Annotated in this window: 18 protein-coding genes and 1 riboswitch; of the genes, 10 read left to right on the forward strand and 8 right to left on the reverse strand. The window is 71.2% G+C overall.

Annotated elements, in window-relative coordinates; genetic code table 11:
- Positions 1-143: 143 nt before the first annotated feature.
- From ACIRPU_RS23025 to ACIRPU_RS23050, 6 genes are all read left to right on the forward strand, one after another.
- Positions 144-1,388 (forward strand): Ig-like domain-containing protein, encoded by a 1,245-nt coding sequence (locus ACIRPU_RS23025; RefSeq protein ID WP_403870192.1) that lies wholly within the window; start codon positions 144-146, stop codon positions 1,386-1,388.
- A gap of 169 nt (positions 1,389-1,557) precedes the next feature.
- On the forward strand, positions 1,558-2,811 hold the full coding sequence (locus ACIRPU_RS23030) for an Ig-like domain-containing protein (RefSeq protein WP_385567626.1): 1,254 nt from the start codon (positions 1,558-1,560) through the stop codon (positions 2,809-2,811).
- An 89-nt stretch (positions 2,812-2,900) separates the two neighbouring features.
- The gene (locus ACIRPU_RS23035) at positions 2,901-3,668 is read left to right on the forward strand and encodes an enoyl-CoA hydratase/isomerase family protein (RefSeq protein ID WP_384120535.1); all 768 of its coding nucleotides are present in this window, start codon (positions 2,901-2,903) and stop codon (positions 3,666-3,668) included.
- A gap of 288 nt (positions 3,669-3,956) precedes the next feature.
- Positions 3,957-4,460 (forward strand): ATP-binding protein, encoded by a 504-nt coding sequence (locus ACIRPU_RS23040; RefSeq protein ID WP_355708831.1) that lies wholly within the window; start codon positions 3,957-3,959, stop codon positions 4,458-4,460.
- A gap of 214 nt (positions 4,461-4,674) precedes the next feature.
- A complete protein-coding gene (locus tag ACIRPU_RS23045) occupies positions 4,675-5,520 on the forward strand; it encodes a polysaccharide deacetylase family protein (protein WP_403870196.1) in 846 nt (281 codons plus the stop codon).
- Positions 5,520-6,716 carry a YncE family protein gene (locus ACIRPU_RS23050; protein ID WP_403870200.1) on the forward strand — a complete coding sequence of 399 codons (1,197 nt, stop codon included), beginning with the start codon at positions 5,520-5,522 and terminating at the stop codon, positions 6,714-6,716. The genes ACIRPU_RS23045 and ACIRPU_RS23050 overlap by 1 nt, the downstream gene beginning before the upstream one ends.
- A 94-nt stretch (positions 6,717-6,810) precedes the next feature.
- Here the strand turns inward: ACIRPU_RS23050 and ACIRPU_RS23055 are convergent, their stop codons facing one another.
- On the reverse strand, positions 6,811-7,509 hold the full coding sequence (locus ACIRPU_RS23055) for a GNAT family N-acetyltransferase (protein ID WP_403870203.1): 699 nt from the start codon (positions 7,507-7,509) through the stop codon (positions 6,811-6,813).
- A 61-nt stretch (positions 7,510-7,570) separates the two neighbouring features.
- Here ACIRPU_RS23055 and ACIRPU_RS23060 point away from each other — a divergent pair, with 61 nt between their 5' ends.
- The gene (locus tag ACIRPU_RS23060) at positions 7,571-7,768 is read left to right on the forward strand and encodes a hypothetical protein (RefSeq protein WP_403870706.1); all 198 of its coding nucleotides are present in this window, start codon (positions 7,571-7,573) and stop codon (positions 7,766-7,768) included.
- Positions 7,769-7,830: 62 nt separating this feature from the next.
- Entirely contained in the window at positions 7,831-8,043 is a 213-nt protein-coding gene (locus ACIRPU_RS23065) for an EF-hand domain-containing protein (RefSeq protein ID WP_403870680.1), read from the forward strand.
- A gap of 44 nt (positions 8,044-8,087) precedes the next feature.
- Here ACIRPU_RS23065 and ACIRPU_RS23070 read toward each other — a convergent pair whose 3' ends face one another.
- Positions 8,088-8,885, reverse strand: coding sequence for an ABC transporter ATP-binding protein (locus ACIRPU_RS23070; protein WP_403870206.1), 798 nt, complete (start codon positions 8,883-8,885; stop codon positions 8,088-8,090).
- The gene (locus ACIRPU_RS23075; protein WP_403870683.1) at positions 8,882-10,465 is read right to left on the reverse strand and encodes a 2-isopropylmalate synthase; all 1,584 of its coding nucleotides are present in this window, start codon (positions 10,463-10,465) and stop codon (positions 8,882-8,884) included. The genes ACIRPU_RS23070 and ACIRPU_RS23075 overlap by 4 nt, the downstream gene beginning before the upstream one ends.
- Positions 10,466-10,708: 243 nt before the next feature.
- On the opposite strand from ACIRPU_RS23075, the gene ACIRPU_RS23080 reads away from it, so the two are divergent.
- Together ACIRPU_RS23080 and ACIRPU_RS23085 are read left to right on the forward strand one after the other, a co-directional pair.
- On the forward strand, positions 10,709-11,407 hold the full coding sequence (locus tag ACIRPU_RS23080; RefSeq protein WP_403870209.1) for a FadR/GntR family transcriptional regulator: 699 nt from the start codon (positions 10,709-10,711) through the stop codon (positions 11,405-11,407).
- Between the two features lie 89 nt (positions 11,408-11,496).
- Positions 11,497-12,207: an NADPH-dependent F420 reductase gene (locus ACIRPU_RS23085; protein WP_403870212.1), complete on the forward strand. Its 711-nt coding sequence runs from the start codon at positions 11,497-11,499 to the stop codon at positions 12,205-12,207.
- Between the two features lie 8 nt (positions 12,208-12,215).
- Here ACIRPU_RS23085 and ACIRPU_RS23090 read toward each other — a convergent pair whose 3' ends face one another.
- The 5 genes from ACIRPU_RS23090 to gcvT form a co-directional block, all read right to left on the reverse strand.
- A complete protein-coding gene (locus ACIRPU_RS23090) occupies positions 12,216-12,758 on the reverse strand; it encodes an MOSC domain-containing protein (protein ID WP_403870215.1) in 543 nt (180 codons plus the stop codon).
- A gap of 38 nt (positions 12,759-12,796) precedes the next feature.
- Positions 12,797-14,164, reverse strand: a complete 1,368-nt coding sequence (locus ACIRPU_RS23095; RefSeq protein WP_403870218.1) for an L-serine ammonia-lyase — start codon at positions 14,162-14,164, stop codon at positions 12,797-12,799.
- Between the two features lie 72 nt (positions 14,165-14,236).
- Positions 14,237-15,514, reverse strand: a complete 1,278-nt coding sequence (gene glyA / locus ACIRPU_RS23100) for a serine hydroxymethyltransferase (protein WP_403870221.1) — start codon at positions 15,512-15,514, stop codon at positions 14,237-14,239.
- 14 nt (positions 15,515-15,528) lie between these two features.
- Complete coding sequence (gene gcvH / locus ACIRPU_RS23105; RefSeq protein WP_403870224.1) at positions 15,529-15,906, reverse strand: glycine cleavage system protein GcvH; 378 nt, start codon at positions 15,904-15,906, stop codon at positions 15,529-15,531.
- A gap of 118 nt (positions 15,907-16,024) precedes the next feature.
- Positions 16,025-17,152: a glycine cleavage system aminomethyltransferase GcvT gene (gene gcvT / locus ACIRPU_RS23110; protein WP_403870227.1), complete on the reverse strand. Its 1,128-nt coding sequence runs from the start codon at positions 17,150-17,152 to the stop codon at positions 16,025-16,027.
- 151 nt (positions 17,153-17,303) lie between these two features.
- A riboswitch (glycine riboswitch) is annotated at positions 17,304-17,403 on the reverse strand.
- Positions 17,404-17,446: the final 43 nt, after the last annotated feature.

Genomic DNA, 17,446 nt, shown 5'->3' on the forward strand with positions numbered 1-17,446 from the left:
CCCGCGGCTCGTGGAACGACGTGGGAAAAGAGCGCGCGGTGTCCCGGCCGCGGCTCCCCGTCGCGTCGTCCTCCCCCCATTTCTGCCCAGAGCGGCCCTCGCACTCACGTTTCCCCGGAGCGTGCCCGATCGTTGGGCACCTTGTGAGGCACGTACATGGGCGCGCACGGCGCGCGGGGGTCGCACTGGCCGCCGTACTGACATGGGCAGGACTACTTGCCGGGGCCGCCGGTTGCACCGGCGGCGACAGCCGGAGCGGACTCGACCGGGTGCTCGGCAAACCCCCGGCCCCCGAGAACGTCATCCGCGTCACCCCGGACGACGGCACGAAGGAGGTACGGCCCGAGGAGAAGCTGTTGGTGCGGGTGCCGGGCGGGCGGCTGGAGTCCGTGAAGGTCGTCAGGTCGCAGGACGCCCAGGAGACCCCGGTCCCGGGCAGGATCGCCGCGGACGGCCTGAGCTGGCGGCCCGACGACGACCGGCTGGGGCTGGCCGCCCGCTACACCGTCGACGCCGTCGCCCTGGACGGCGACGGGAACCGCTCGGCCCGGCACACCACGTTCACCACCTACGTCCCCGAAGAACGCTTCATCGGCTACGTCACCCCCGAGAACCGGGCCACCGTCGGCACCGGGATGATCGTCTCGCTGGAGTTCAACCGGGAGATCGACGACCGCGCCGCGGTCCAACGGGCCGTCCGGGTCACGGCCGAGCCCGCGGTGGACATCAGGCCGCACTGGTTCGGCGACACCCGGCTCGACTTCCGTCCCGAGGAGTACTGGGCGCCCGGCACCCGGGTCACCGTCACGCTCGGACTGAGGGACGTCGAGGGGGCGCCCGGGGTCTACGGGCTCCAGGACAAGTCGTTCTCCTTCACCGTCGGACGCAGCCAGGTCTCCCTGGTGGACGCGGCGAAACACACCATGCAGGTGCGCCGTGACGACGAACTGCTGGCCACCGTGCCGATCACGGCCGGGGCGCCGAAGAACACCACCTACAACGGGAAGATGGTGGTGACCGAGATGCTGGAGCTGACCCGGATGAACGGCGCCACGGTCGGCTTCAAGAAGGCCGACGGCAAGGGCGAGTACGACATCCCGGACGTTCCGCACGCCATGCGGCTGACGAACTCCGGCACCTTCCTGCACGGCAACTACTGGGCGGACGACGTCTTCGGCCGGGTCAACGTCAGCCACGGCTGCGTGGGCCTGCGGGACGTCAAGGGCGGCGCCTCGGACACGCCCGCGGGCTGGTTCTTCGACCGTTCGCTCGTCGGCGACGTCGTCGAGGTCGTGCACAGCAAGGACAAGCAGGTCGCCCCGGACAACGGGCTCGGCGGCTGGAACCTGAGCTGGAAGGAGTGGATCGCCGGCGGCGCCTTGAAATGACTCGCCCCGCGGTGCAACCTTCCCCGCGTTCCCACGGTCCTAGTTGGGACTGAACGGTGACAATCTTGGCCCGTCCAGGCCGTTGACCTTGTGGTTAATATGCGGCGAACGCGGGGGACGCGTCGCGGTGCGGGCCCGGGGAGGGCCCGGGGGAGTGGGGAGAACGACTTTGAACGTGCGACCGATATCGGGGGCGTCGGTTGGGGGACGCTCGCGCGGCCGCGACAAGCGGCTGGCGCTGATCGTCGGAGGGCTGCTGCTGGCCGTCACGGCCTGCGGCGGAGGCGGGGACTCGGACTCCGGGTCCGCGAAGGACGCGGGCTCCGAGGGCAAGGGCGCTTCGGCCACCGCCGAGAGCAAGCAGTCCGAGGCGGTGGTGACCATCGCCCCGAAGACCGGCGCCAAGGATGTCGACACCAGCGGCGCCCTGAAGGTGACGGCGGCCAAGGGCAAACTGTCCGAGGTCGTCGTCAAGGACGACAAGGGCACGGCGGTCGCCGGCGCGATCTCCGCGGACGGCGCCGGCTGGACGCCGGCCACGCACCTCGCCGGGTCCACCAAGTACCAGGTGCACGCCGTCGCGAAGGACTCCGAGGGCCGCACGGCCGCCGAGGACTCGTCCTTCACCACGCTGAGCCCGCAGAACACCTTCACCGGCAACTTCACGCCCGAGGACGGTTCCACGGTCGGCGTCGGCATGCCGTTCTCGGTGCGCTTCACCCGGGGCATCACGCACCCGGACGACGTGGAGAAGGCCATCTCCATCACGACCGTGCCGGCCGTCGACGTGCAGGGCCACTGGTTCGGCAACGACCGTCTCGACTTCCGTCCCGAGAAGTACTGGAAGGCCGGCACCAAGGTCACCGTGAAGCTGAACCTCGACGGCGTCGAGGGCCGCAAGGGCGTCTACGGCAAGCAGGCCAAGACCGTCTCCTTCACCATCGGCCGCGACCAGGTGACCGTCGTGGACGCCAAGAAGCACACGATGAAGGTGACGCAGGAGGGCAAGGTCGTCAAGACCATCCCGGTCACCACCGGCAAGCCCGGCTACGCCACCTGGAACGGCCAGATGGTCATGAGCGAGAAGTTCACCGTGACCCGGATGAACGGCGACACGGTCGGCTACGACGGCGAGTACGACATCAAGGACGTGCCGCACGCCATCCGCCTGACCGACTCCGGCACCTTCGTGCACGGCAACTACTGGGGCGGCGACGCCTTCGGCAACTACAACGCCAGCCACGGCTGCATCGGCCTGCGGGACGTGCGCGGCGGCTACGACAGCGGCGTGCCGGCCGCGTGGTTCTTCAACCACTCGATGGTCGGCGACGTGGTGGTCGTGAAGAACTCCACCGACCCGACGGTCAACCCGGCCAACGGCCTCAACGGCTGGAACATCCCGTGGGCGGAGTGGAGCAAGTAGCGGTCCCCGGGTGACTTCGGGCGGACGGACCCGGTGCTGTGACAAACGGCACCGGGTCCGTTGCGGTTAGTGGTGGTTAACCTGCTGCCATGACCGTGAATCTCGAAGTCGCCGACGGCGTCGGCACGCTGCGTCTCGACCGCCCGCCCATGAACGCGCTGGACGTGGCCACCCAGGACCGGCTCAAGGAGCTCGCCGAGGAGGCGACCCGTCGTGACGACGTACGCGCGGTCGTCGTGTACGGCGGTGAGAAGGTGTTCGCGGCGGGCGCGGACATCAAGGAGATGCAGGAGATGGACCACACCGCGATGGTCCTGCGCGCCCGTGCCCTCCAGGACGCCTTCACGGCGGTCGCCCGCATCCCCAAACCGGTCGTCGCGGCGGTGACCGGCTACGCGCTGGGCGGCGGCTGCGAGCTCGCGCTGTGCGCGGACTTCAGGATCGCCGGGGACAACGCCAAGCTGGGCCAGCCGGAGATCCTGCTCGGGCTGATCCCCGGCGCGGGCGGCACCCAGCGCCTCTCCCGGCTGGTCGGCCCCTCCAAGGCCAAGGACCTGATCTTCACGGGCCGGATGGTGAAGGCCGACGAGGCGCTGACCCTGGGCCTGGTGGACCGGGTCGTCCCGGCCGCCGACGTGTACCCGGAGGCGCACCGCTGGGCCGCGAAGCTGGCGCAGGGTCCGGCGCTCGCGCTGCGCGCCGCGAAGGAGTCGATCGACACCGGTCTCGAGACCGACATCGAGACGGGTCTGGCGGTCGAACGGAACTGGTTCGCCGGTCTGTTCGCCACCGCCGACCGTGAGATCGGGATGCGCAGCTTCGTCGAGGAGGGCCCGGGCAAGGCCAAGTTCCTGTGAGAGAGGTCTCCTTCAAACTCCCTGGAATCACTTGCAATTGACGGGGTGTCTCATCCGGGTCCCTCGATGGGGCGGTTTATGGGAACCTTAAGGCGACCTTAAGCCTGCCTTGTCGAGTGGCTCCGGCGAGCACCTCGTGGCGCGCGGTCGCCGCAGGTCAGTCCTGTTTTGTCGGGCTTTGAACTGTCCCTGGCATATGCCGATCGATCCATCCGGAACGATAGGTTCCGGGGTGCGTATTCCGTCGGAACGGCCCCGGAGGCGGCTCCGGGCGGCCATGATGGGGGCATGGCGGGGCTGGAGGGCATCGAACAGCCGCGGGGACCGGGCCGTGCGACCACGGTGCGCTGGTCGCCCGCGGTCGAGGACGAACGGGCGTTGAAAGCGCTGGAGTTGTTCGGCAACCCGACGGACGGCGAGGTTCCGCTGCCGTCCCGTCCCGAGTCCGCCGCCACCGCCCGCCGGCTGGCCCAGGTCGTCGTCCTGCGCCAGTGGGGACTGACCCCCAAGATGACCGAGGACGCGGTCCTCCTCGTCTCCGAGCTCGTCGGCAACGCCGTACGGCACACCGGCGCCCGGGTCTTCGGCCTGCGGATGCGGCGCCGGCGCGGCTGGATCCGCGTCGAGGTGCGCGATCCCTCCCGGGGGCTGCCCTGTCTGATGCCGGTCCAGGAACTGGACGTCAGCGGACGGGGGCTGTTCCTCGTCGACAAGCTCTCCGACCGGTGGGGCGTGGATCTGCTGCCCCGCGGCAAGACGACGTGGTTCGAGATGCGGGTCGCGGACCGCTAGTGCCTCCGGCGGTTGGCCAGGTAGGTGCGGGGTGTCTTTGTGGCCGTCCTTCGGGGGCTGCCGCCCCCGGGCGCCCGCTTCGGCCCAGAACGGGCCTCGTCCTCAAACGCCGGACGGGCTGGGCGGGCCGAGTGGCAGGTGGGCCGAGTGTGTCGGTCCTGGTCGGCGAGCCGGGTTGCGTCAATGGCCGGAAATGACGCATATCCGGCCTTAAATGGTGCGGGTGACCACATCCGACCGTCGTTTCGTGCTGCGAGCGGGCGCCGGGCTCGTCGCCGGGGGTGCGTTCGCGGCCGCGTGCTCGCCCTCCACGTCCACTTCGGGCGCCGCCCGGCGTGCCCCCGCCTCCCCGGCCACGGCCTCGCCGGGCCCCGACTCCGCGGCTCCCGCCTCCCCCACCCGCGCCCCCAAGGCCCCCGCCCGTCCCCTCGTCGCGCCCGCGCCCCGTGCCTTTCCCCGGCAGCCCGCTCAGATCAGTCACGGTCCGCTCGGTCGGTCCCGGGTCGCGCTCACGTTCCACGGCCAGGGGGAGCCCTCGATCGCCCGGGCCCTGCTCGGTGAGGCCGAGCGGCACGGTGCGCGGGTCACCGTGCTGGCCGTCGGATCCTGGCTCGACGAACACCCCGACCTCGCCCGCCGGGTCCTCGACGGCGGCCACGACCTCGGCAACCACACCCAGCGCCACCTGGACATCAACGCCATGCCGGAGGCCGAGGCGGCGGCCGAGATCACCGGGTGCGCCGAGCGGCTGCGCAGGCTCACCGGGTCCATCGGCACCTGGTTCCGGCCCTCCCGCGCCACCCGTGCCTCCCCGCTCGTGGAGACGCTGGCCCGCCGCGCCGGTTACCCGCACGTCCTCTCGTACGACGTCGACTCCCTCGACTTCACCTCGCCCGGTGCCGCCGCCGTCGCCCGCAACATCCTCGGCGAGATCCGGGACGGGTCCGTCGTGAGCCTGCACTTCGGGTACGCGGACACGGTCGCCGCCCTCCCCGCCGTACTCGACGAACTCGACCGCCGCGGACTGCGCGCGGTCACCACCACGGAGCTGATCGGCTGATGCACCGCAACCTCGTGAAAAGCGCCCTGCTCGCGGGCGCCGCGCTCACCGTCCTCGCCGCCTGCGGTACCGGCGCCGGGGGCGAGGCAGGCAAGGAGGGGCCGGGCGGCGCCACCGAGGCGGCCACCCCCGCACCGGCGAAGAAGGCCCGGAAGCCCGTCGTCGACGGGCTGCCCGGCATGCCGCCGGTGCTCGACCCGAAGGACGTCTACGCCGCCGACCGCCCAGGCAGACTCTCCCCGGTGGTCAAGGACTTCCCGTCCCGGGTCTACGTCCCCAACACCGAGTCCGACACCGTCTCCGTCATCGACCCGAAGACGTACGAGGTGATCGAGACCCTCCGGGTGGGGCGGCAGCCGCAGCACGTCGTCCCCTCCTGGGACATGAAGACGCTCTGGGTCAACAACAACCGGGGGCACACCCTCACCCCCATCGATCCGAAGACCGGCAAGGCGGGCAAGTCGGTCGAGGTGCACGACCCGTACAACCTCTACTTCACGCCCAACGGCAAGTACGCCGTCGTCATGGCCTCCATGGACCGCGAACTCGTCTTCCGCGACCCGCACACCATGAAGCGGATCAAGACGGAACCGGTCACCTGCTACGGCGTCAACCACGCCGACTTCTCCCTCGACGGGAGGTACTTCATCGTGTCCTGCGAGTTCAGCGGTGAACTGCTGAAGGTCGACACCGAGAAGATGAAGGTCGTCGGACAGCAGAAGCTGCCCTTCAGGGGCGCCATGCCGCAGGACGTGAAGGTCTCGCCCGACGGGAAGCGGTTCTACATCGCGGACATGATGGCCGACGGGATGTGGATCGTCGACGGCGACAGCTTCGGCGAGCCGGAGTTCCTGCACACCGGCAAGGGCTGCCACGGGCTGTACGTCGGCCGCGACTCCCGCGAGATGTACGTCTCCAACCGTGGCGAGGGCACGGTCTCCGTCTTCGACTTCCACGAGAACGCGCTCACCAAGAAGTGGCGCCTCCCGAACGGCGGCAGCCCCGACATGGGCGGCGTCTCGGCGGACGGCAAGGTGCTGTGGCTGTCCGGGCGGTACAACTCCGAGGTGTACGCCATCGACACCGGCACCGGGGAACAGCTCGCCCGGATCAAGGTCGGCAGGGGCCCGCACGGCCTGGCCGTCTACCCGCAGCCGGGCCGCTACTCGCTCGGCCACACCGGCATCTTCCGCTAGGACGACACCGGCCGGGGACGCGTCGGCGGGGAACCGGCATTCGTGCCGCGCGTGATCACACGTCCCGTCGGCGAGGCGACGAGGACCGAGGTGCTCAGCGGCTGGGTGCGCAACCTGAACCACGCACCGAGGCACCGACCGCCGTGGAGTCCGTCCCCGGGCGCACGGTGAGCAGCGCCTCCGCCCCGACCGGCAGATAGCCCGCCGCCTGGAACGCCCGTGTGCTGCGGGCGTTCCCCGGCGAGATCTGCGCCCACACCGGCTCGTCCCCGCCCAGGTGCCGTGCCGCGCCCACCAGGGCCCGGCCCAGCCCCCGGTGCCGTACGCCCTCCTCGACCTCCACGGCGACCTCCAGCCGGCCCGCGACCCCGCGGCCCAGGACGATCACGCCCCCCTCCGCGGCCCACACCCTCACCTCGTCGCGTCGCCTGCGCGAGCTGACCACCCGGGGATGGTCCGGGTCGTCGATCTCGGTGAGCGCGAGGGACGGCGGGCCCGGCAGCGGGGAGCCGACCACCAGCGCGTCGATCGTCTCCGCGACCCGGCCCGTACGGTCCAGCAGCGCCGTCAGGAACCGGGGGCTCATCGACGCGGCGAGAGCGTCGCAGTCGGCCGCGCCGAGCGTCTCGTGCACCCACCGCGGGTCCTCGTCCGTGAAGACCACCGAGTGCGCGGTGAAGGAGAGGACGCCCGCGTCGCGCGGGGAGGGCTGGGGCAGGACGGTGGTGCGGCCGTCGGGGGGAGGGAAGACGCCGTGCGCGGCCGCGTCGAGAATGTCCCGCAAGTCCCCCACCGCACCGGTCCCCTTCGCGCTCCATGAGTCTCCACCCGCTGGAAGGCCCACACTCGCACACATGATCGACGACGGCGGCGGACTTTTCACCATCGGGGAACCGGCCCGCTCCACCGGCCTGACCGTGCGCACCCTCCGCTACGGGTCGCCCGTCACCGCCGGTTGTCGGCGACCCCCGAACGGCCTCGGGAGCCGGCCCTCGTACGGCGAGGAGGTCTCCTGGGTGGTCGCCGCGCTCCGCGCTCACCAGGGCCGTTAATCTGACCTGCGTCAGTAGAACAGCGAGTATGACCGCAAGGCATGACGAAGAGGGGCGGATCGGTGGCCGACATCGAAGAAGCGCGCAAGCAGTTCCAGCGGATCGACACGGACGGGGACGGCTTCATCACCGCGGCCGAGTTCAAGACCGCCCTGGCCCAGGGGGGTGACTGGAACGTCACCGAGCCGGTGGCCGAGGTCATCATCAAGAGCCGCGACCTCGACGGTGACAAGCTCCTCTCGTTCGACGAGTTCTGGGCGCACCTGAACAAGTGAGACGAGCGGAAAGGGGGCGCCTCGCGATGCGGGGCGCCCCCTCCTCATGACCGCCGCTCGATGCGCACGGTCCACCGGCCGCCGTGCCGTTCCAGTGCCAGCGGCACGCCGAAGCACGTGCCGACCCGGTCACCGGTGAGGACGTACGCGGCGGGGCCCTGGACGAGGGCGCGGCCGTCGCGCAGGAGCAGGGCGTGGGTGGTGCCCGCGGGGAGTTCCTCCAGGTGGTGGGTGACCAGGACGGTCGCCAGGTGCGGATGCGCCCGGCGCAGGGAGTCCAGCGCGTCGATCAGCTGCTCGCGGCCCGGCAGATCCAGGCCGGTCGCCGGTTCGTCGAGGAGCAGCAGCCTGGGTTCCGGCATGAGGGCACGGGCGATCAGGGCACGGCCGCGCTGCCCCTGCGAGAGCGTGGGCCAGCGCGCCGAGCGGTGCCCGGCCAGGCCGAGCATGTCGACGAGGCGGTCGGCGCGCGCCTCCTGCGCCGCGGTGGGACGCCGACGAGGCACGGCGGCGACGGAGTTGGTGAGGCCGGTGAGGACGACGTCGCGGACCGTCAGCGGTGCGGACAGCGGATGTCGGGGATCGACGTGCCCGACGTGCGCCCGCAGCTCCCGTACGTCGACCCGGCCGAGCCGCCGGCCCAGTACCTCCACCGTGCCCCGGGTCGGGTGGACCAGGGCGCCGAGCAGCCTGAGCAGGGTGGACTTCCCGGCCCCGTTGGCGCCGAGGAGCGCCCAGTGCTCACCGGCCCGTACGGTCAGGGAGACGTCCTGGAGGAGGGGCCGGCCGTCGCGCACGACGTGGACGTCCTCGACGCGCAGTACCTCCCTCGCCCCCCTCACCGCACGCTCGCCCTGTTGACCGCGGACAGCACCGCGCGCACGGGAGCGGCGGTCCCCTGGCCGGCGCCCCAGGCGACGGCCCCGTCCACCCGGCATTCGGCGAAGGCGGTCGTACCGTCCTCACCGGGGTCGAGGTCCAGGACCTCGACCTGGACGCCGCGTGCGGCGAGGGCCTCGAGGAGGCCGGTCACGGTGGGGCCGGTCACGGGGGCGACCTCCTCGAACTCCGCGACACCGAAGGGTTCTTCGACGACGTACGTCTCGATGAACAGGTCGTGGAGCTCCTTCGCCGGCAGCTCGCGTCCGCTGTCGTCCGTCGCCTCCTGGACGACCCGGGAGAAGTCCGGCCGCATCCGCGCGGGCAGGTCGACTCCCTGGTGGGTGCGCAGCAGGTACGCCACTCCGCCCTTGCCCGACTGTGAGTTGACCCGGATCACCGCCTCGTAGGACCGGCCCACGTCCGCCGGGTCGATCGGCAGATACGGCACCGCCCAGGGCGCCTCGGCCGCCGGCACCCCCGACTCGGCGGCCCGCCGGGCGTGATGGGCGAGTCCCTTGCCGATGGCGTCCTGGTGGGTGCCGGAGAACGCCGTGTGCACGAGCTCACCGGCGTAGGGGTGGCGGGGGTGGACCGGCAGGCGGTTGCACTCCTCGACGGTGTCCCGCACGGCGTCGAGGTCGCGGAGGTCGACCATGGGGTCGACGCCCTGTGCGTACAGATTCAGGGCGAGGGTGATCAGGTCGACGTTGCCGGTGCGCTCCCCGTTGCCGAACAGACAGCCCTCCACGCGCTGGGCGCCGGCCAGCACGGCGAGTTCGGCGCAGGCGACGCCGGTGCCGCGGTCGTTGTGCGGATGGACGGAGAGGATCACGCCGTCCCGGCGGGCGAGGTGGCGGTGCAGGTACTCGATCTGGTCGGCGTAGACGTTGGGCGTGGCGATCTCGACGGTCGCGGGGAGGTTGTGGGTGACCGGGCGGTCGGGGCTCGCGTCCCACAACCGCGTCAGCCCGTCGCAGAGTTCGAGGACGAAGTCGGGTTCGGTGAGGTTGAAGGTCTCCGGGGAGAACTGGAAGCGGACGCCGTGGGCGTCGCCCGCCCGCCGTGCCATGCGCTCGGCCGCCTCCCGTACCGTCCGCCACACCTCGCCGCGGTCCCGGCGCAGCACCACCTCCCGCCACACCGGGGAGGTCGCGATGTACAGGTGGACGACGGCCTTCGGCAGCCCCTCGATCGCCTCGAAGGTCCGGTCGATCAGCTCCGGGCGGGCCGGGGTGAACACGACCGGCGTGACATCGTCCGGGACGGCTCCGGAGGTCACCAGGTGGCGTACGAAGTCGAAGTCGGTGCGGCTGGCGGACGGGTAGCCGACCTCGATCTCCTTGAAGCCGGTGGCCACCAGCAGGTCGAAGAAGCGGCGCTTGCGGGGGGTGTCCATCGGTTCGGCGAGCGCCTGGTTGCCGTCGCGCAGGTCGACGGGGACCCAGAGCGGGGCGTGTTCGAGGCGGGCGGAGGGCCAGCGCCGATCGGTGACGGGCACGTCCACCCGCTCGTGGAAGGGTCGGTAGCGGTGGTACGGCATGGGGCTGGGACGCTGCGGGTTCCAGCGGGACCTGGTGGTCAAGGAGCGACTGCCTTCGGCTCGGTCGGGCGGTGACCGGCAGCACGGCGACCCGCGGCGGGGTGCCGGTCGCGTCAGGCCCCGCCGCGGCAGCCGAGAAGAAGGAGACCGCTGAGCGTCATACCGCGTACGCTATCCACTCCTCAGGTCCTCAGACAAGTGGAATCCGCTCACTCCTCAGACAAGTTGGTCTCGCTGGTGTCCATGTCTCCTCCGTCGTCGCCCCTCGTCGCCGTCCGCCCCAGTCCGCTGGTCGAACAGGCCGCCGAGGCCCTGCGTGCGCGGATCGCCGAGGGGCACTGGCCCATCGGCGCCAAGCTCCCCGGCGAGACCACGCTCGCGAAGGAACTCGGCGTCGGCCGCTCCACCGTCCGCGAGGCGCTGCGCGCGCTGGCCGGCGCGGGCCTCGTCCGGTCCCGGCAGGGCGCCGGCGTCTTCGTCGTCGCGACCGAGCCGACCGAGGACTGGCCCACCCGGCTGCGCCGGGCCGCGGTGGCGGACGTGTACGAGGTCCGGGCGGCGGTCGAGGTCCACGCGGTCCGGCTCGCCGCGCGCCGCCGCACGCCCGAGGACGTCACCGCGATACAGCTGGCGCTGCGGGGGCGCAGGGCCGCGTCGACGGGGGACGACGAGGCCTTCGTCGACGCCGACATCGCCTTTCACGCGGCGGTGGTCGCCGCCGCGCACAACCCCGTGCTCACCGACCTCTTCGCGGAGTTCGTCCCGGTCCTGCGCAAGGGCCTGGTCGACCTCCTGGCGCTGACCGGACTGCGCGTCCGGGAGCCCGACACCGGCGACGAGGCCCATGAGGCGCTGGCCCGGGCCGTCGCGGACGGGGACCCGGAGACCGCGGCGGCCGTCCTCACGGCGGAACTGGAGGATCCCTTCGGCGGCCGGTGTTAGGGCATGGGGCCCGCGGAGAATTTCGTACGGAGGGGCGCAGAGCCGGAATAGCCCGCCGTCGAGCGGGGTTGGCCCTCTCAGGTGCATGCATGTGCATCGAATCTGAATCGAATCGGTCCCGGAAGGCAAGGCCTCTCATGAAGATCGGCATCATCGGCGCGGGCAACATCGGCGGCAACCTCACCCGGCGCCTCAGCGCGCTCGGCCACGACGTCTCCGTCGCGAACTCCCGCGGCCCGCAGACGCTCAAGGAACTCGCCGAGGAGACGGGAGCGACCCCCGTCACCGTCGAGGAGGCGGCGCGCGGTGCCGAGGTCGTGGTGATCACGATTCCGGTCAAGGCGGTCCCGAGCCTGCCCTCCGGAATCCTGGACGGCGCGGCCGACGGCGTGGCCGTCATCGACACCAACAACTACTACCCGCAGCAGCGCGACGGCCGGATCGCGGAGATCGAGGACGAGGGCCTCACCGAGAGCCGCTGGACGGAACGCCGCATCGGCCACCCCGTGATCAAGGCCTTCAACGGCACCTACGCCCAGGACATCCTGGACCGCCCGCGCGCCGCGGGCGACCCCGACCGCATCGCGCTCCCGGTGGCCGGCGACGACGAGGCGGCGAAGGCGAAGGTACGCGCCCTCATCGACGAGCTCGGCTTCGACACCGTCGACACGGGCGGCATCGACGACTCCTGGCGCCAGCAGCCCGACACCCCCGTCTACGGACTGCGGGCCGGCACCGAGGCGGTCACCAAGGCCCTGGCCGAGGCGAGCCCGGAACGCCCGGCGACCTTCCGCGGCTAGGACAGGTCCTAGACGATCCGCAGGGGGCGGTGCGGTCCGTCCGGCAACTCGATGACGACCGGGTCCCCGGGCCGCACCACGCCCCCGCTCAGCACCACGCTCATGATCCCGGACCGGAAGGACGGCCGGCCGTCCGGACCCCGTCCGACGACCTGCTTCATGAGCCCGTGCTGGAAGTCGTCGATCTGCTTGCAGGGATTGCGCAGGCCGGTCACCTCGACCACGGCCTGTCCGCCGAGCCGCAGCCGCGTCCCGGTGGGCAGTCCGAGCAGGTCGATCCCGCGCGTGGTCACGTTCTCCCCGAGCTGCCCGGGGGCCACCTCGAACCCGGCCGTACGCACCTCCTCGAAGAGCTCCTCGTGTATGAGGTGCACCTGCCGCAGATTCGGCTGCGAGGGATCCTTCTCCATCCGGAACCGGTGCTTCACCGTGGTTCCGGCATGCACGTCCCCCGCCACCCCGAGCCCGGCGACCAGCGTGACGCTCTCCCGGTTGGGTTTGGTGAAGGAGTACGTACCGCTGCTGCTGACAGCGCTGACCGACCCACTCATACGGCGAAGCTCCCCTGTCCCCGCGACCCGCTGCCGGGTCAGCACTCGATGATGTTGACCGCCAGCCCGCCCCGGGCCGTCTCCTTGTACTTGACGGACATGTCCGCGCCCGTTTCCTTCATCGTCTTGATGACCTTGTCCAGGGACACCTTGTGCGAACCGTCGCCGCGCATCGCCATCTTGGCCGCGGTGACCGCCTTCACCGAGGCCATGCCGTTGCGCTCGATGCACGGGATCTGGACCAGGCCGCCCACGGGGTCGCAGGTCAGGCCGAGGTTGTGCTCCATGCCGATCTCGGCCGCGTTCTCGACCTGCTCGGGGGAGCCGCCGAGGACCTCGGCGAGCGCGCCCGCCGCCATCGAACAGGCCGAGCCGACCTCGCCCTGGCAGCCGACCTCGGCGCCGGAGATGGAGGCGTTCTCCTTGAAGAGCATGCCGATCGCGCCGGCCGCGAGCAGGAAGCGGACCACCCCGTCCTCATCGGCGCCGGGCACGAAGTTCATGTAGTAGTGCAGTACCGCCGGGATGATGCCGGCCGCGCCGTTCGTGGGGGCCGTCACCACCCTGCCGCCGGCCGCGTTCTCCTCGTTCACCGCCATCGCGTACAGCGTGATCCACTCCATCGAGAGCGCCAACGGGTCGCCCTCCGCCCGGAGTTGACGTGCGGTCATGGCCGCCCGGCGGCGGACCCGCAGGCCACCCGGCAGGATGCCCTCGCGGGACATGCCCCGGGAGACGCAGGCCTGCATCGCCCGCCAGATCTCCAGCAGCCCGTCCCGGATCTCGTCCTCGGAGCGCCAGGCGCGCTCGTTCTCCAGCATCAGCGAGGAGATCGACAGGCCGGTCTCCTTCGCCAGGCGCAGCAGCTCGTCGCCGGTGCGGAAGGGGTACTTCAGGACCGTGTCGTCGAGCTTGATGCGGTCCGCGCCGACCGCGTCCTCGTCCACGACGAAACCGCCGCCGACCGAGTAGTACGTCTTCGACAGCAGCTCGGCGCCCGCAGCGTCGTGGGCCCATATCGTCATGCCGTTGGCGTGGTACGGGAGGGTCTTGCGGCGGTGCAGGACCAGGTCGTCGTCGAAGGAGAACGGGATCTCGTGCGAGTCCAGCAGCCGCAGCCGGCCGGAGTCCTTGATCTGCTCCACCCGGTCGTCCGCGCCCTCCACGTCCACCGTGCGCGGCGAGGAGCCCTCCAGGCCGAGCAGGACCGCCTTCGGCGTGCCGTGGCCGTGGCCGGTCGCGCCGAGCGAGCCGTACAGCTCGCAGCGCACCGACGCGGTGGAGTCCAGCAGGCCCTCGCTCCGCAGCCGCCGTGCGAACATGCGGGCCGCGCGCATCGGGCCGACCGTGTGGGAGCTGGACGGGCCGATACCGATCGAGAACAGGTCGAAGACCGAGATGGCCACGGGAACTCCTCCATACGGTGGTGCGGGGTGCCGCCCACACCTCACAGTGTGCGCGGCACCCGGGAAAGGGAACTACTCGCTCAGACCGGGGTACAGCGGGTGCTTGTCCGCCAGGGCCGTGACCCGGGCCTTCAGCGCCGCCGCGTCGGCCTCCGCGAACGGGGACGGCGCCTTCAGCGTCTCGGCGATCACGTCCGCGACCTCGGCGAAGTCCTCGGCGGTGAAGCCGCGGGTCGCGAGGGCGGGCGTGCCGATCCGCAGTCCGGAGGTGACCATCGGGGGCCGCGGGTCGTTCGGGACCGCGTTGCGGTTGACCGTGATGCCGACCTCGTGGAGCCGGTCCTCGGCCTGCTGACCGTCCAGCTCGGACTCGCGCAGGTCGACCAGGATCAGGTGCACGTCGGTGCCGCCGGACAGGACGTTCACGCCGGCCGCGCGGGCGTCCGGCGCGGTCAGGCGCTCGGCGAGGATCCGCGCGCCCTCGACCGTGCGGGCCTGACGCTCCTTGAAGTCCTCGCTCGCGGCGACCTTGAAGGAGACCGCCTTGGCCGCGATCACGTGCTCCAGGGGACCGCCCTGGAAGCCCGGGAAGACGGACGAGTTCAGCTTCTTCGCGAACTCCTTCTTGGCGAGGATGATGCCGCCGCGGGGGCCGCCCAGCGTCTTGTGGGTGGTGGACGTCACGACGTCGGCGTACTCCACCGGGTTCGGGTGGAGACCGGCCGCCACCAGACCCGCGAAGTGCGCCATGTCGACCCACAGGAAGGCCTCGACCTCGTCCGCGATCCGACGGAACTCCGCGAAGTCCAGCTGCCGCGGGTACGCCGACCAGCCCGCGATGATCACCTTCGGGCGGTGCTCCTTGGCGAGTCGCTCGACCTCGGCCATGTCGACCAGACCGGCGTCGTCCACGTGGTAGGCGACCACGTCGAACTGCTTGCCGGAGAAGTTCAGTCGCATGCCGTGGGTCAGGTGACCGCCGTGCGCCAGGTCCAGGCCGAGGATCTTGTCGCCGGGCTGGGCCAGCGCGAACAGGGCCGCCTGGTTGGCGGAGGCGCCCGAGTGGGGCTGGACGTTGGCGTACTCGGCGCCGAACAGCTCCTTGACCCGGTCGATCGCGATCTGCTCGGCCACGTCGACGTGTTCGCAGCCGCCGTAGTAGCGGCGGCCCGGGTAGCCCTCGGCGTACTTGTTGGTCAGGACCGAGCCCTGTGCCTCCATCACCGCGAGCGGAGCGAAGTTCTCCGAGGCGATCATCTCGAGCGTGGACTGCTGGCGGTTCAGCTCGGCGTCGACCGCGGCGGCGATCTCCGGGTCGAGCTCGTGCAGGGGCGTGTTCAGGACGGACATGCGACTACGACTCCTCAGCCGGCGGTGTAGGCGGTGTACTCGTTGGCGGTGAGCAGGTCGTCCTGCTCACCCGCCGTGCGTACCTTGAACAGCCATCCGCCCTCGAACGGGGCGGAGTTCACCAGCGCCGGGTCGTCGACGACGTCCTGGTTGACCTCGACGATCTCGCCGGAGACCGGCGCGTACAGCTCGCTGACCGACTTGGTCGACTCCAGCTCGCCACAGGTCTCGCCCGCGGTCACCGTGACACCGACCTCGGGGAGCTGGACGAAGACCACGTCGCCGAGCGCGTTGGCCGCGTGCTCCGTGATGCCGACCGTCGAGACGCCGTCCTCGGCGACCGACAGCCACTCGTGCTCCTTGCTGTAGCGCAGCTGCTGGGGGTTGCTCATGGCTTGAATTCTCCTGTACGCGGGAGGGTGCTGGTGAATGGGGGACTGCTGGAAAGGCACGTGAGCAGCGGAAATGTGCGCAGGGTCACGCGCGGGCGGGCGTCGACGCGCCCAGTGTCTACTTCTGGCGCTTGTAGAACGGCAGCGCCACGACCTCGTACGGCTCGTGGCTGCCTCGGATGTCCACGCCGACGCCCGTGGTCCCGGGCGCCGCGTGGGCGGCGTCGACGTACGCCATCGCGATCGGCTTGCCGAGGGTGGGGGAGGGGGCGCCCGAGGTGACCTCGCCGATCGCCTCGCCGCCGGCGACCACGGCGAACCCGGCGCGCGGGACCCGGCGGCCCTCGGCGACCAGGCCCACGAGGACGCGCGGGGGCTGCGAGGCGGCGCGCCCGGCGGCCGCCTCCAGCGCCGTGCGCCCGACGAAGTCGCCGTCCTTGTCGAACTTCACCACCCGGCCGAGTCCCGCGTCGAACGGGGTGAGGGAGGTGCTCAGCTCGTGCCCGTACAGCGGCATGCCCGCCTCCAGGCGGAGCGTGTCCCGGCAGGACAGACCGCAGGGCACCAGCCCGACGCCCTCGCCCGCCTTGGTCAGCGCCTGCCACAGCTCGACGGCGTGCTCCGGCCGTACGAACAGTTCGAAGCCGTCCTCGCCGGTGTAGCCGGTGCGCGCGATCAGCGCGGGGATGCCGACGACGGTGCCGGGCAGGCCGGCGTAGTACTTCAGGCCGTCCAGGTCGGCGTCCGTGACGGCCGCGAGGATGCCGGGGGACTCGGGGCCCTGCACGGCGATCAGCGCGTAGGCGTCGCGGTCGTCGCGGACCTCCGCGTCGAAGCCCTCGGCGCGCTCGGTCAGCGCGTCCAGCACGACCTGCGCGTTGGAGGCGTTGGCCACCACCATGAACTCGGTCTCGGCGAGCCGGTAGACGATCAGGTCGTCCAGGATGCCGCCGTCCGCACGGCAGATCATCGTGTAGCGGGCGCGGCCGGCCTTGACCGCGCCGATGTTGCCCACCAGGGCGAAGTCGAGAAGGGCGGCGGCCTGCGGGCCGGTGACGGTGATCTCGCCCATGTGGGAGAGGTCGAAGAGCCCGGCCCGGGTGCGGACGGCCTGGTGCTCGTCGCGCTCGGAGCCGTAGCGCAGGGGCATGTCCCAGCCGGCGAAGTCGGTCATCGTCGCGCCGAGCGAACGGTGCAGGGCGTCGAGCGCGGTGTGGCGTTGCTCGGTGGGGGCGGTACTGCTCATCGGACGTTCGTCTCCCAAGGCATGACGGCGAGGTCGTTCCTCCCCATCTGTCATCGGAACCTGAGAGGTTCGTCGTGACCCCGCGAACGGTGGTCATGACTTGCACCTTGGGTGGAGCCACTGGAGACAGCGGCCCGCTTTTCAGATGTGCCTCGCCCGCGCGGTAACGGGGCCTGAGAGATTCAAGGGAGGGACTTGCTCCTTCGGCGCCCCAGCGAAGCTGCTGCTGAGGACTCTCCCGCGCGGATTCAAACGGCCGGTATGCAGTTGGCGCGGCCATCATTGCACGGCTCG

Origin of the sequence: Streptomyces sp. NPDC102259 (genome assembly GCF_044766465.1) — a bacterium.
In the GTDB taxonomy this organism is placed as follows: Bacteria; Actinomycetota; Actinomycetes; order Streptomycetales; family Streptomycetaceae; genus Streptomyces.

Bases quoted from the DNA above. Each gene is read 5' to 3' on its own strand.
- ACIRPU_RS23085 (WP_403870212.1), top strand. From the start codon at position 11,497: ATGTGCATCGAATCTGAATCGAATCGGTCCCGGAAGGCAAGGCCTCTC.
- ACIRPU_RS23060 (WP_403870706.1), top strand. From the start codon at position 7,571: ATGATCGACGACGGCGGCGGACTTTTCACCATCGGGGAACCGGCCCGC.
- ACIRPU_RS23075 (WP_403870683.1), bottom strand. From the start codon at position 10,465: ATGCCGTACCACCGCTACCGACCCTTCCACGAGCGGGTGGACGTGCCC.
- ACIRPU_RS23035 (WP_384120535.1), top strand. From the start codon at position 2,901: ATGACCGTGAATCTCGAAGTCGCCGACGGCGTCGGCACGCTGCGTCTC.
- ACIRPU_RS23045 (WP_403870196.1), top strand. From the start codon at position 4,675: ATGGTGCGGGTGACCACATCCGACCGTCGTTTCGTGCTGCGAGCGGGC.
- ACIRPU_RS23050 (WP_403870200.1), top strand. From the start codon at position 5,520: ATGCACCGCAACCTCGTGAAAAGCGCCCTGCTCGCGGGCGCCGCGCTC.
- glyA (WP_403870221.1), bottom strand. From the start codon at position 15,514: ATGTCCGTCCTGAACACGCCCCTGCACGAGCTCGACCCGGAGATCGCC.
- ACIRPU_RS23040 (WP_355708831.1), top strand. From the start codon at position 3,957: ATGGCGGGGCTGGAGGGCATCGAACAGCCGCGGGGACCGGGCCGTGCG.
- gcvH (WP_403870224.1), bottom strand. From the start codon at position 15,906: ATGAGCAACCCCCAGCAGCTGCGCTACAGCAAGGAGCACGAGTGGCTG.
- ACIRPU_RS23090 (WP_403870215.1), bottom strand. From the start codon at position 12,758: ATGAGTGGGTCGGTCAGCGCTGTCAGCAGCAGCGGTACGTACTCCTTC.
- gcvT (WP_403870227.1), bottom strand. From the start codon at position 17,152: ATGAGCAGTACCGCCCCCACCGAGCAACGCCACACCGCGCTCGACGCC.
- ACIRPU_RS23080 (WP_403870209.1), top strand. From the start codon at position 10,709: ATGTCTCCTCCGTCGTCGCCCCTCGTCGCCGTCCGCCCCAGTCCGCTG.